Raw genomic sequence first — 13,371 nt, forward strand, 5'->3', positions numbered from 1 at the left:
GGAACCGGCCATCAGGCCGCAGGGCGCTCAGCCACCGGTTTGCCGGAGCCCTTGCGCTGTACATAGAAATCGGTGAGCCATTGGTCGGGGCGAAGCTCGTCGATGGAGACTTGCTCGCGCGCAGCGGCGGTCGCCAGGATGCGGTGCATGATCTCGATGTTGTCAGTCGATGCCGAGATCACGGCGAGAATGTCGTCCATGCCGCGCAGGTTGAGCTGGCAGACGCTGGAAGCATGCCCCTGCTTTACCAGGAAGCACCGGGAACGCTCGTCAAGGGCGGTCACGACCTTGAACTCGGCCTCGGTGAGCTTGAGCCCGTCGATATAGTCGGTCTTGCTGGCATTGGGATTGGGCAGCAGGATCAGCGTTGCGGTCTGCTCGATCAGCGCCGCGGAAATGTCACTCCTGAGTGCATCCTCCGGGCTCTGCGTGGCAAAGATGCCCAGGCCATTCTGCTTGCGGATGGTCTTCTGCTTGTTCTTGGCGAACTCCTTCAGCCCCCCTTCGCCGTCCAGGATCTTCCAGAACTCGTCCATCACGTAGATCAACGGCCGGCCGTCGATCAGCGACTCCAGCCGATGCAGCAGGTAGCTGATGACCGGCACCCTCACTTCGGGATTGTCGATCACATCGGTGTAGTCGAACCCGATGATGCTGGCGCGCCCCAGGTCCACGGTGTCCACCGGGTTGTCGAACACCCATCCCAGCGAGTTGCCACAGGTCCAGCGGCGCAGCCGCGCATACAGCCCGTCGTCGCCCATGTTGGGCAGGCTCTTCTGGAAGTTGCCCATGGTGCGCAGGTGCATCGGCGTATCCAGCATGCTCGCCACCGCACGGAAGATATCTTCCTCCTCGCGCGCGCTGTACTCGTGCTTGCCTGCCAGCACCTTGACCAGATCGGCCAGGAACTGGACGTTGGCCTCGGTATTTTCGCACTGGAAGGGATTGAAGCCGGTCGGCCGGCCGTTCTCCAGGGCAAGGTAGTTGCCGCCGCAGGCACGGACGAAGATCTCCGCGCCCCGATCCTTGTCGAAGAAAAAGATGGTGGGGACCGGGTCATACTTCTGCACCTGGCTCAACAGAAAGTTGATCAGGGCTGTCTTGCCCGTACCCGACTTGCCGATGACCATCGTGTTGGCAATGGCCTTCTCCCCGACTGAGTTCTCCGAAGGGTGGGTGGCGTGGAAATTGAAGTAATAGGGCTGGCCATTGGTGGTCTGCAGCGTGGTGACGCAGTCTCCCCACGGGTTGTTGGATTGCTTGCCAATGGCGAAATTGTGCAGGGGCGCGAGCCCGAGGAAGTTGAGTGAGCTGACGTTGGCCAGCCGCGTGCGGTAGCGCCAGTTGGCCGGGATCTGCGAGTAGAACGACGACGTCACCGCCAGGTCTTCCTTGGCAGACACGAAACCGGCGTTGGACAGCTCAGCACGGGTGGCCGCCACGTTCTGCGACAGCTTCTGCTGGCTGTCGGCGTACACGGCGACGATGAAGTGGTACTCGCCCAGCACGAAGTTGCCCGAGGACAGCTGGTCCATCGCCTGGTCAAGCTCGATGATCTGGCTGACTGCCTTGTCCCCGGAGGAAATCATCATGCCCTTGGTGCGATCCAGCACCCTGAGCGCATCCTGGCGCCCCATCGGGCTGAAGGAATGGGTGATGACGTACTCGAAGTCCAAGTACTTCAGCCCGTTGAGGATCCCCGGGTACGTCCCTTCGGCGTACTCCTTGATGTTGAGCATCGCCCCGAAGTGGTTCACGCCGGTCGGGGTGCTGATCGCGAAGTCGCCGGTCCTGGCCGAGAACAGGTGCCGGCTGACAGGCAGGTAATCCTTCACCGGCGCGGACAGCACCGGTACGGGCTCATCGATGCGATTGATCAGGTAGCCCAGGAACTCCAGGGTCTCGGAGAACACCATGCCGTTGCGCGCCTCGTACATCCCCAGACGGTACGGCGCGTAGTCGCGGATCACCGCCTCCACATTCCCTGCCAGCTCCAGCAGCTTCACCACCGCCTGCTCCTGCTCCGCCTGCAGGCGGGCAATGTCGGCCGACTTCTCCACGAAGCGCTTACCCGCGACGACAGGACGGTAGATCATGGTCAGGTACAGCTCGTTCTGCATTATCCGCTGGGAGGACAACATCTCCATGTAATTGTCGGAGAGTTCCTGGTTGAAGCACTGCCTGAAGGACGGCCGTCCCTTCACCTGCCTGCGCCGGCGGATGTCGTGCACCCAGAACGCAACGTTGACGAAATCCGGTGCCCTCAGCGTCTGCAGCAGCCGGTTGAAGGTGTTGTGGCGGTGTTCCAGTTCCCATTCCTCGCGACCGACAAAGGGCAGCCCTTCCAGATGCCAGGTCAACAGGTAGTCGCCGCCGGTCGTCTTGACCACCGAGGTGGCCACGTGTGACGACAGCGGGATGAATTCACTGATCGAGGTGTCGGGCGTGAACATGGGCGGCCTCCGGCCAAGGACGGGAAGCCGGACAGGAAGACCTGTCCGGCGCGGATCAACTCCTGGGTGGGCGTTGGCGGTAGTGGTTGGGCGTGAATACCCACATCCCCTCATGCTCCTGCAGGTTGCGCGCCCTGAACTTGAACATCAGGCGAAGTCCCAGCAGGCGGAAGATCATCTCGTCACGCCGCGCCATCTGACGCATGGCCAGCACCACCACCGGGATCAGGGCCAGCAGCCGCATGTCCAGGTACATGGCCAGCAACAGGCTGCCGCCCGCACCCATGAAGAAGGGCACGTACGGCACGCCCAGGAACATCGCCGGCCGCGTACAGCCCCGGAACAGCACGTTCTTATGCACCGTAGTACCTGACGGCATCGACCAGCATCGCGGTGCAAGCGGAAGTGTTTTCGCTACCGAGCAGCATCTTGGCGATCTGGCCGGCCGCGCCAATCAGCAGGCCACCCACCAGAATCGGGGCAACGTCCGCGATGCGCTTGTGCGCGAACGCTATCTGGTAGCCGGCGAAGATCACCGCGATGGTGACCACCGCGATGGAGGCAATGTTGAGCAGCCCGTTGATGCTGCTGAAAAAGCCACAGACCTTCTTGTCGGTACCGCCAAAGTCGACTCCCTGGGCGAGCACGTCGGGAGCGACCATCAGGGCAAGGCAGGCAGTGGCCATCAGCATTGCCTTCAAGGTGCGCTGCGCGGTATCGGGAGTGTGGAGCGAATGGTTCATGGTGGTTTCCTTGGTTGGTCAATCGAACTGGATCGCCCTTGACAGGGACGACTGCCCTGAAGCCCCCGTCAGAAGACGAAGGCCGAATCCCATGCGGGAATCTGGTTGGTCTGGAACACGGGGGCTTCGTTGCCGGACTGCACAGGCCCCGCCCATGGCTTGAGCACCACTGGAGTGCTTAGCTGCGGGTGGTCCCGGTCCACCCCAAGTGCCATGGCACTCCCGGCACTCCCGGCACTCCGATCACCTGATCGCTCCGAACCGACCGAGGCGGCCGCGCTACGCGCCTGCGGCGGAGGGTCCATCGCCGGTTCGGCCATCGAGGCAGGTAACGGGAACCTGGCATTGAATGCCCACGCGGGATCCCCATCCGCGCCGCCAGAAGGGCGACTATCGCCCGCCATCCGGTTCCTTACGATGGTGGTGCCCGCACTGCTGCCAGCCGACCTGCGCGGATTTGCAGTGATGGCAATGGGCTCCCCTCTGCCCGTCCGGACTTCCCGATCGATCGACCGGAATATCTTCTGGACGTAGCCGTGGCGGAACCCGGTTTCGAAATTGCCTGAGTAGTAGCAGCTGAATGACTTGCCCCAGTCGTTGCCGGAGCGGCTGTAACACTCGGCCAGGATCCGCGCGCCCGCCTGCAGGTTGGGACAGATCTGGAATGCGCGTTCGTAGGAGTCCAGCCCGTACCTGGCCAGATTGTGGCGGTTGACCTGGGCCAGGCCGACCGAAAAGTTGTAGCCCTTCTCCTCGAGCATGCGCACGGTCGCCAGCGCCTCGTCCAGGTGTTGTGGCTGGCGCACCAGCGCGCCGCCAACCACGCCTATCGCGAATGGATTGCGAGAGGACTCGACGTTGACCACGTGCTGCATGACGTCCATGGAAACGGCCATGTCCGGACATGCCACGGCCTCCAGCCCGGGCAGCATCAGGCACCCCTCCTTCTGGCTCCCGACGGTCCCATGCCTGGGATCCAAAGCCATCTCATGCGGCTTCTCCCTGCGTCCGTGCCGGGTTGAAATCTATGCCGGTGATGTAACGGCGTCCGGCGTGGGCCTTGATATGCACCACCACGTCGATGGTCATCATCAACAGGCGCTTGATCACCTCGAACTCCAGCCCGGCCCCTTCGGTCGAAGCCTTCACCATCAGCGCCAGCTGGTCCCAGGTCTGCTCCGGACTGCCGGCATGGCAACTGGTGATAGAGCCGGGATGGCCGGAGGCGCAATTGCGTATGAAATAGAACGCCTCGTCGCCGCGCAGCTCAGCCAGGATGATGCGGTCCGGCTTCATGCGCAGACAGGCCTCCATGCAGCTTTTGGCAGTGACACTGCTGGTGCTCTGCCCACCCTTGGAATACAGCAGGTGGACCACGTTGGGCTGACTGATGAACAGTTCCCGTGCGTCCTCGATGGTGACGAGGCGCTCGTTGGCCGGGATGTGGTTGACCAGGGCCTTCATGAAGGTGGTCTTGCCCGAGCCCGTGGCGCCAGACACCACGATGTTCTTCCGGCCCAGTACCGCCTGGCGGAAGAAACCGGCGTAGTCACGCGCCCGGCGCAGCTCCAGCAGCTCTCGGTCGATCTCGCTCACCCCACCGTCGACCTCGAGGATCTGGTCGAAGAAGCCATCTTCCTGGTACTGCAACAGGGTCTTGGTGTGCCGTGATGGGAGGCGGATGGTGATCGACACCTTGCCCGCGTCACACGCCGGCGGGATGACGAACTGGGCACGCTGCCCGGTCGGGAATGTCAGCGACACCACCGGGTCCGCATCGGTAATGCGCTGACCGGTGTTGCTCTCGTTGACCACGGCCGTGCAGAACTGGCGCGCGCGTTCGAATGTCAGGCCCGGCACTTCCCTGCGCTCCCAGCCTCCACGGGTTTCGAGGTAAAGCTCTCCTGGACGGTTGATGCAGATTTCCGTCACGTCAGGCGAAGCCATGAAGTCCACGATGCCCAGCACTTCGTACTGGTAGCTCAGGAAGTCGCTGGAAATCCGGGAGACAGGGGCCACTTCGGCATCCATTGGTCGTCCCCGTCAGCGCCGACGAGCCAGGACTTCGGAGAAATCCACGTCCCGGGCCACGTACACGTTGATGATCTCGCCCTGGTTGATGGTGACCGTGGGCGGCCGCCGCTGTGCTAGGGCGTCGTTGGCCAGCCGTTCCATGCTGCGGGCGGTCGCGCTCTCGTAGGGCGAGCGCACCGCCAGCCCACCACCGGTAACCGTCGTGCTTTCGGGACCGTTCTCGGCGGCGGCATATTTGAAGGCATCGGCGATCAGGCTGATCATCAGCGCCGAGGCAATCCGGCTTCCCCAGTGCGCGCTGTAGTCACCCGGTAGCCCCGCACCGCCGAGTCCGTCGACACCGGGGCTGGACATGGCCACATCCAGGCCATTGGGCGTGGTGATCCGATCCCATATCACCTCGACGCGCTCACCCACCGGCCCACCACCATAGGCGCCATAGATCTTCGAGCCCTTGGGCAGCAGCAAGGTACGCCCGTTGATCGAGTACACCGGCTCGGTGAGCAGGCAGGAAGTGAATCCTGCGAAATCGGTGATGATCCGTGTTTCCAGTACGCAGCGCAGGTAGGTGCCCCGCACAAGCAGCGCATCGGGGCTGCGGATGAAGGCTGCACTGGAGGCATCCTCCAGCTCCGGCCCACGCTGCGTCCGTTGCGGTGCCGCGGGCTGGTTTCCCGCCTGCATCGCGGCCAGCATGGTTTGGGTGTACTCCCTCATGCCCAGGCCGCCGTCTGCCTCATCCTGCCCTGCGGTGCCTTCCGAACCGATGCGCCTGTCGACCAGCGATGGACCGCGATCCGCTACAGGTTCCGCGGTCGGCCCAGTACTGAAGAGCGGCGCTACCGGCGGCGTAGCGTCACGACCGGCCTGTGCGGTGGGCAACATCGGGATGGGCTCTGCCGGCGGCAGTGGCAGCGGAACGCTGGCTACGGGCAACTCGGGTGTACTGACCCGGGCCGCTTCCACGCCTTTGCGCGGCGCCTCTGCGCCAGTGTCCGTCTTGCGCATGACCAGAAAGCCCATCGTCATGACCAGGGCAAGGATTCCCCCGAGGAACATCAGCGCCTTGCGGTTCAGGCGCTGCTCTTCGGCTGATCGCAGCTGTGGAGCTGCGGCATCCAGATCAGGATCGGGCCGGGCATGTGCGTTTCCATAGTACGGATTGGCATGCTCCGGAGCGTGGACAGCCTCGCCGGAACCCGGATGGAAGGTCTGGTTCATTTCTTTGCGTTCCTTCGCAAGCCAACGACGTTTTCCCCGTGACGGATCACCAGGTAGGGGTGGGTGCCGTGCACGACCAGTGTGTTGCCTTCCACGGTGGTATTGACGACGAAGTCCTCGCCGCTTTCCGTCTCGCGCCCGAACACCGCTGGGAAGATGCCGGTCTTGTATTCCGGCGACGCGGGCAGCTTGAGATAGGTGAACCGGCCATCGTCATAGGCGTTTACCGGGATCAACCACCCCATCCGCTTCACCTGCTGGGTGGAATAGGAGTAGTCGAAGTTGTACACGCGGTCCCTGGCCAGTCCGGTGCTCAGCAGCGGACTGGCCTCTTCCTCGACAGCCTCCTGTGCTACACGGAACTGGGCATCGTCGGGATAGGTAAAGGAAACCTTGTACTGCACCCCGGCACGGCGGGCCTGCTCCAGTTGCCGCCAGTCAGTGGCCACGACCTTCAGCTCGAAGATGTAGGAGTGCGTTTCCGTGCGCACCATCATGTTGGTGTCCACGTCCACGTCCTTCGGCTTCAGATAGAAAACGTTCTCTCGACGGGTCAGTTCCCACCCGTTGCTGAAGCCGGTGCTGTAGTCGAGGATCTTCTCGCTGGGGCTCAACTCGATCTGGGTAGTAAGGCCCAGGCCGGTACGGACCGGGTAGATGCCATCCTTCTCGTAGGTACCGATCGACAGCCTGCGCCAGCACCGGGGCCGGCATCATGCCGAACACGGCCAGCAACATTGGCACTGCTCCACGTTTGCAACTGCTCATCGATTGCCAGCTCCCTCGGCGGTTCCCGTGCTGATCCCTGTTACGCCGGAAGCCGGCGAAAGCCCCGGGACGGCCGGTACCCGGGATGCCGGATCGGCCACGGCAGCCCCGACGGGCGCGCCCGGGTCATGCGTGTCCTGCCCTGCCTGCGCCGCCGCCTGCTGGGCCTGTGCCTGCAAAGCGCTTTCATCCGGCACCGGCACTCCGTGGGCGTAATCGTTGTCCACGCGGTACTCGGAGACCTGGAACGAAAGCGGATTCAGGATGCGGTCCTGCTCGGAAAGGGCCAGGTCGTTCCGGTACTCAAATCTGAGGGTGACCAGCTGGTTGTCCAGATAGGTCGTGCTTCCGGTGCGTTTGTCCAGCAGGCTGCGCTGGATCCGCACCGACGCGCCGCGGAAGCTGCCATTGGGCTCGGCTCCCAGCGGGGTGATGCTCAGGATGCGGACACGGATGGCCTTCTCGCGTCCGTACATGTGGAATGGATTCTGGGGATTGTTGCTCACGTAACGTGCCCGATGGCTGGCCGCGACCGGCTCGGCGGACATGGTGAACACCAGCTCCCAGTCCCGTAGTCCCATGACCGCCGAATCGTAGGACTCCCGCGCAAGTACATACTGGGCAACATTGCTGCGATTGATCGCCTCGCTGGCCGTGATGGCCTGCGCCTGGAAGTCGCCCACCAGGCGGGCCACCGTCGCGGTGCCCGTATACGCATCGGCCATCACCAGAAACGGCACTTTCTCCTTGAGCGGCAGCATGTAGTAGTAGCCACCGGCCAGTGCCAGCGACATCAGCAATGCCGCCGAGGCCACCCACCAGGCGCGACGCTCGCTGCGGCGGGCCAGGTCGGCCACCGTCAGCTCGTAGCTCACTGCCCTGCTGATGGCCTGCTCGACCCGCTGGCTGTTACCGCTGTCTTTCTTGCCGAACATGAAGTCATCCAGGCTGCATGGGAGAAAGGGAAAAGCTCACGGCGAAAGGAAACGGTCCCCGGTAATCGCGCGCTCAGCCGCCGGTACCGACGTTACTGGCCCCCGCAGCACCCTCTGCCTGGGCGACAATGCGGTTGCCATCAATCGACACACGGATCCCCTGGGTGGCAAAGGCCGAACTGATGCCCTCCACGGCAAGCCGCGCGTCGGGTGTGGAGATACCGGCGACCGCCTGGTGCAACGTGAAGTCCGAGCCAAGCTGGTAGTCGAGCGCCATTCCGGAGTCAGTCGCCCAGCGCTCAAGCATCGCTTTCAGCGTGCCGTCCATGGGCGAGGCCTGGAACACATAGGTGCCGTGCAGCGGGATCTCGGTGGTGGTAGCGGCGAACCGGTTGACCGGCTTCCAGCGCCCCCCGAAATCCGGAGCCGGACGTGTGGCGCACGCGGCAAGCGACACCACGGCCAAGATGATCACCACGCGCAACAGATGCACTTGCCTCACACTCGATCTCCCTGTGCTGGCGAACTGCGGCGACGGAACACGGCACGACCGGAAGACCGGTCATGACAGCGGAATTCAGGGGTGGATGGCCGCGGCCACCCGGCCGGACCGGCGCGCAACACTGTCCCGGCCGCGATAAAAGAGGCGATAGGCAGCACACATCCCGCCGCCATGGGCGGGCATGCAATAGCGAACTTCCATGTCCAGCTTCCCCGTTGCTGCGCCGGCGGAGCGCCTGGCGCGTCATGTTTGGACCGCACGCGTCATCCTTCGACGCGGCGGCAAATCTGCCCGTGGGCAATACGCAGGTCAACGGATCCGTGTGAAATTCAGCAAATTCCTACACGCCCTGCATCGTTTGTTCGACACGCATCACACCACGCCATGGCACGACGTCACCTTCGCTCACAACTGCAGCGGCGGGAGATCCACGGCCGCGCGCAGTCGCGAAGTGAAGTGGCGGTCCTTGTAGTAGCGGATCTTCGAGCACTTCACCGGATGGGAAAGCCCCTCGTACAGGAATACTTCCTGCTCCTGCCCCATCGCTTTCAGCTCCTGGGGCAGCATCAGCGCCCGGCGCTCCTCGGAGTAGCTGTGGCTGGTCTCCCTGCCCCTGGTGACATTCTTGCGGCGTACGGTGGTGTAGCCGAGCATGTCCGAATAGTCGTTGGCGTCCTGCTGTTCCCGTGGCGCATAGAGGATCTGCAGCGCGTGGTTGGTGATGATCGTTCGCGAGACATCCTTGCCATATGTCGCATCGAGCTGCGCCACGGACTGGATGATCGGCAGCAGGCGGATGTTGTAGCCGGCCATGTACGCTACTGCCGAGGCGATGATGTCCACCCGCCCGATGGCGGTGAATTCATCCATCAACAACAGGACCTGATGCCTGAGTTCCGGGTTGGCCTGGGGAAGCTCGCGGGTGTTGAGGTTGATGACCTGGCTGAAGAACAGGTTGATGATCAGACGGGCCTCGGCAAGCTTGTTGGGCTGGATGCCAACGTAGATGGTCATCCGCTTGCGCCGGAGGTCGGTGAGCCGGAAGTCGTCGGCACTGGTGGCCGCGTCCAGGACCGGGTTGATCCATGGATTGAGCGGCTCCTTGAACGTCCCCATGATCGAAGCAAAGGTCTCATCGGCCTGCGACAACAGGCTGGCGAAGGCCGAGCGCGCACCAGCAGTCAGGAAGGGTCGCGACGAAAGCTGCTGCAGGTACTTGCGCAGGTCCGACCCATCGCCCGTGGACAGGCGATGAATACCTCCCAGCGTCGGCGCACCGCTGCCGGGAAAGCCGATGGCGCGTTCATCGTCGCGGTTCTCGAACAGGTACAACGCAAAGGCCATGAAGGCGTTGCGCGCCTGCCCCACCCAGAACTTCTGCTCGTCCGCGCCATCGGGATACAGCATGGTCGCGATGGCCATCAGGTCCGACACGCGGAAAGCCGGATCATCGGAGACGTAACTGAGCGGGTTCCAGCGATGTGTGCGGCGGTCCTCGGCAAACGGATTGAACAGGAACACTTCCTGCCCCTGGCTCGCGCGCCAGCCGCTGGTCAGGCTGAAGTTCTCCTGCTTGATGTCCAGGACCACCACCGACTCCTGGTACTCGAGCAGGTTGGGGATCACCACGCCGACGCCCTTGCCCGAGCGCGTGGGCGCCGCGAGGATCGCGAACTGCTGGCCGGAAAGCCGGACCAGACGACGGCCGAACCTTCCCACCACCAGCGAATCCGTCGTGCGTTTGAACAGTCCATGCCGGGCCAGGTCCGCTGCACTGGCGAACCTGGCATCCCCATGCAGTCCGCGCTTGCGCGGCCTGTATCGCAGCACAAGGGCGCCCAAGGCGAGCAGCGCCGGCACGCCGAATCCCACTGCACCGGCAGCCTTGATCCTGCCCGCGAACGGCGTCACCTGCGGCAGCGGCAATGCCCGGACATACTCGTAGTAGGTGGCAGGGCCGAACAGCCCCGTGTCCAGCCCCAGGAACACCAGCACCAGGTAACCGGAAAGCAGATAGCCCAGCAGCAGGGTCGCCAGTACGGCACCCAGTGCGATTGCAGTCCTGTTGTACAGCACGTCCAGATCCTCCCTGATCCGTCGCCGAAGGCGACCATTCCCTGTGATCGCAGCAATTCGCTGCGAGCAGCTCCATCGACAGCAGGTCCATGGTGCAGCATCACCTCGCGCTCGCAATACCGCGGAGTGCGGGACATTCCGGAAATGCGACACGGCGCACTGCAATAGGTACGCGCCGGGGGAGGGAGAACGAGCCACTTTTCGCGTGGCGCAGTGCCGTGCACGGCATGCAGCCGCCAGGCCGGCTTCCGGGCACAAAAAAAACGGCGCTTGTGCAGGCCGCTTTTCTGTCTTTTCCACCTCGCCGTGTAGGTGGTGGGCGGTACAGGGTTCGAACCTGTGACCCCTACCATGTCAAGGTAGTGCTCTACCGCTGAGCTAACCGCCCGTTGTTTCCCGCGCTGAATTGCTCGTTGCGGGGCGCGCATTGTAGACCGACTTTCACCGGAAGGACAACACTTTCCGAAAAAATTTTTCGCACGCCCCAGTCAACCCAGGCTGGCCTCCTTCAACTGCCTGATCTGGTCGCGTACGCGGGCCGCGTCCTCGAACTCCAGGTCCCGGGCATGCTGGTACATCTGCTGCTCCAGGGCCTTGAGCCGACTGGCAATCTGGGCCGGATCCATGGACTGGTAATCCGCGACCTCCTCGGCAACCTTGCGCGCCTTGCCCTTCCCTCCCTTGCCGGCCTTGCCCTCGTTGGCGGCGGCCTCCGAACGGGCGCCCTCCAGGACGTCGGTGATCGGCCGGGCAACGGACTTGGGCACGATGCCGTGCAGCTCGTTGTATTCAACCTGCTTCTGACGGCGCCGGTCGGTCTCGTCGATGGCGGCCTGCATCGAGCGGGTCACGCGGTCGGCGTACAGGATGGCCTTGCCGCGCAGGTTGCGAGCGGCGCGGCCGATGGTCTGGATCAGCGAGCCGGTCGAACGCAGGAAGCCTTCCTTGTCCGCATCCAGAATCGCCACCAGGGAGACCTCGGGCATGTCCAGGCCCTCGCGCAGCAGGTTGATGCCCACCAGCACGTCGAACTTGCCCAGGCGCAGGTCACGGATGATCTCCACGCGCTCAACGGTGTCGACGTCCGAATGCAGGTAACGCACGCGAATGCCGTGCTCGCCCAGGTACTCGGTAAGGTTCTCCGCCATCCGCTTGGTCAGCGTCGTCACCAGCACGCGGTCACCGAGCTTGATGCGCTCGTTGACCTCGCCCATCAGGTCGTCGACCTGTGTGCCCACCGGGCGGATTTCCACCACCGGATCGATCAGACCGGTTGGCCGGACCACCAGCTCGGTGATCTCGTCACCGGACTCGCGCAGTTCGTAAGGACCCGGCGTAGCCGATACATAGATGCTGCGCGGCGAGCGCGCCTCCCACTCCTCGAAGCGCAATGGGCGGTTGTCCAGCGCCGATGGCAGGCGGAAACCGAACTCCACCAGCGTCTCCTTGCGCGAGCGGTCGCCCTTGAACATGGCGCCGATCTGCGGAATGGTCACATGCGATTCGTCGATCACCAGCAGCGCATCGGGCGGCAGGTAATCGAACAGTGTCGGCGGTGGCTCGCCCGGCGCCTTGCCGGTGAGATGCCGGGAGTAGTTCTCGATGCCGTTGCAGTACCCCACCTCGGCCATCATTTCCAGGTCGAACTGGGTACGTTGCGCCAGGCGCTGCGCCTCGACCAGCTTGTTCTGCGCGTACAGCTGCTCAAGGCGCTCCTTGAGCTCGAGCTTGATGGTATCCACCGCGCTGAGCACCCGCTCCCGCGTGGTCGCGTAGTGCGTCTTCGGATACACCGTGTAGCGCATCATCTTGCGGAGGCTTTCGCCGGTGAGCGGATCGAACATGCTCAGCTGCTCCACCTCACCATCGAACAGCTCGATCCGCAGCGCCTCACTGTCGGATTCCGCCGGGAACACGTCGATCACCTCGCCCCGGACGCGGAACGTGCCGCGATGCAGCTCGTACTCATTGCGCGTGTACTGCAGCTGGGTCAGGTGGTTGATCAGGTCGCGCTGCTCGATCCGCTCACCCTTGGAGAGGATCAACCGCAACGACAGATAGTCCTCCGGCGCGCCCAGGCCGTAGATAGCCGATACCGTGGCCACCACCAGCGCATCGGGCCGCGACAGCAGGGTCTTGGTCGCCGCCAGCCGCATCTGCTCGATGTGCTCGTTGATCGAGCTGTCCTTCTCGATGAAGGTATCCGACGACGGCACATAAGCCTCGGGCTGGTAATAGTCGTAGTAGCTGACGAAGTACTCCACCGCGTTGTGCGGGAAGAACGACTTGAACTCGCCGTACAGCTGCGCGGCCAGGGTCTTGTTCGGCGCCATCACCAGGGTCGGCTTCTGGATGCGCTCAACCACGTTGGCGATGGTGTAGGTCTTGCCGGAGCCGGTCACACCCAGCAGGGTCTGTTTGGCCACCCCCGCCTCGAAATTGGACACCAGCTTCTCGATCGCCAACGGCTGGTCGCCGGCCGGTGAATAGGGAGACACAAGCTGGAAGCGGTCTGACATGGAAGCGACCTGTAAGCGGGATCATCAAGTATAGCGAGCGGGTGTTTACGGCCCGTCGCGCACTTTTCCTACGCCGAGCCGGGACGCCATCCGATGCAGCCAGCGCCCCGACCGACGCAC

Annotated in this window: 10 protein-coding genes, 1 tRNA gene and 1 pseudogene; all 12 read right to left on the reverse strand. The window is 63.5% G+C overall.

Going from position 1 to position 13,371, the window contains the following annotated elements:
• Nucleotides 1-11: 11 nt before the first annotated feature.
• The 12 genes and pseudogenes from LG380_RS06585 to uvrB all read right to left on the reverse strand — a co-directional run bounded on the left by LG380_RS06585 (nucleotide 12) and on the right by uvrB (nucleotide 13,251).
• Complete coding sequence (locus LG380_RS06585) at nucleotides 12-2,453, reverse strand: VirB4 family type IV secretion/conjugal transfer ATPase (protein ID WP_225764112.1); 2,442 nt, start codon at nucleotides 2,451-2,453, stop codon at nucleotides 12-14.
• Between the two features lie 55 nt (nucleotides 2,454-2,508).
• On the reverse strand, nucleotides 2,509-2,814 hold the full coding sequence (locus LG380_RS06590; protein ID WP_225764113.1) for a VirB3 family type IV secretion system protein: 306 nt from the start codon (nucleotides 2,812-2,814) through the stop codon (nucleotides 2,509-2,511).
• Entirely contained in the window at nucleotides 2,807-3,196 is a 390-nt protein-coding gene (locus tag LG380_RS06595; protein WP_225764114.1) for a TrbC/VirB2 family protein, read from the reverse strand. The genes LG380_RS06590 and LG380_RS06595 overlap by 8 nt, the downstream gene beginning before the upstream one ends.
• A 68-nt stretch (nucleotides 3,197-3,264) precedes the next feature.
• Nucleotides 3,265-4,128, reverse strand: coding sequence for a lytic transglycosylase domain-containing protein (locus tag LG380_RS06600; protein ID WP_225764115.1), 864 nt, complete (start codon nucleotides 4,126-4,128; stop codon nucleotides 3,265-3,267).
• A 55-nt stretch (nucleotides 4,129-4,183) separates the two neighbouring features.
• Nucleotides 4,184-5,227 (reverse strand): P-type DNA transfer ATPase VirB11, encoded by a 1,044-nt coding sequence (virB11, locus tag LG380_RS06605; protein WP_225764116.1) that lies wholly within the window; start codon nucleotides 5,225-5,227, stop codon nucleotides 4,184-4,186.
• Between the two features lie 12 nt (nucleotides 5,228-5,239).
• The gene (locus tag LG380_RS06610) at nucleotides 5,240-6,451 is read right to left on the reverse strand and encodes a TrbI/VirB10 family protein (protein ID WP_225764117.1); all 1,212 of its coding nucleotides are present in this window, start codon (nucleotides 6,449-6,451) and stop codon (nucleotides 5,240-5,242) included.
• A pseudogene (locus LG380_RS06615) lies at nucleotides 6,448-7,219 on the reverse strand (TrbG/VirB9 family P-type conjugative transfer protein). The gene LG380_RS06610 and the pseudogene LG380_RS06615 overlap by 4 nt, the downstream one beginning before the upstream one ends.
• Nucleotides 7,216-8,154: a type IV secretion system protein gene (locus LG380_RS06620; protein WP_225764118.1), complete on the reverse strand. Its 939-nt coding sequence runs from the start codon at nucleotides 8,152-8,154 to the stop codon at nucleotides 7,216-7,218. The pseudogene LG380_RS06615 and the gene LG380_RS06620 overlap by 4 nt, the downstream one beginning before the upstream one ends.
• Before the next feature lie 73 nt (nucleotides 8,155-8,227).
• Complete coding sequence (locus LG380_RS06625; protein WP_225764119.1) at nucleotides 8,228-8,656, reverse strand: hypothetical protein; 429 nt, start codon at nucleotides 8,654-8,656, stop codon at nucleotides 8,228-8,230.
• Between the two features lie 405 nt (nucleotides 8,657-9,061).
• Nucleotides 9,062-10,732, reverse strand: a complete 1,671-nt coding sequence (locus LG380_RS06630) for a type IV secretory system conjugative DNA transfer family protein (protein WP_225764120.1) — start codon at nucleotides 10,730-10,732, stop codon at nucleotides 9,062-9,064.
• A 313-nt stretch (nucleotides 10,733-11,045) separates the two neighbouring features.
• Nucleotides 11,046-11,120: transfer RNA gene (locus tag LG380_RS06635), tRNA-Val, on the reverse strand.
• Between the two features lie 100 nt (nucleotides 11,121-11,220).
• On the reverse strand, nucleotides 11,221-13,251 hold the full coding sequence (uvrB, locus tag LG380_RS06640; RefSeq protein ID WP_225764121.1) for an excinuclease ABC subunit UvrB: 2,031 nt from the start codon (nucleotides 13,249-13,251) through the stop codon (nucleotides 11,221-11,223).
• Nucleotides 13,252-13,371: the final 120 nt, after the last annotated feature.

Origin of the sequence: Stenotrophomonas sp. Marseille-Q4652, from assembly GCF_916618915.1 — a bacterium.
GTDB lineage: Bacteria > Pseudomonadota > Gammaproteobacteria > Xanthomonadales > Xanthomonadaceae > Stenotrophomonas.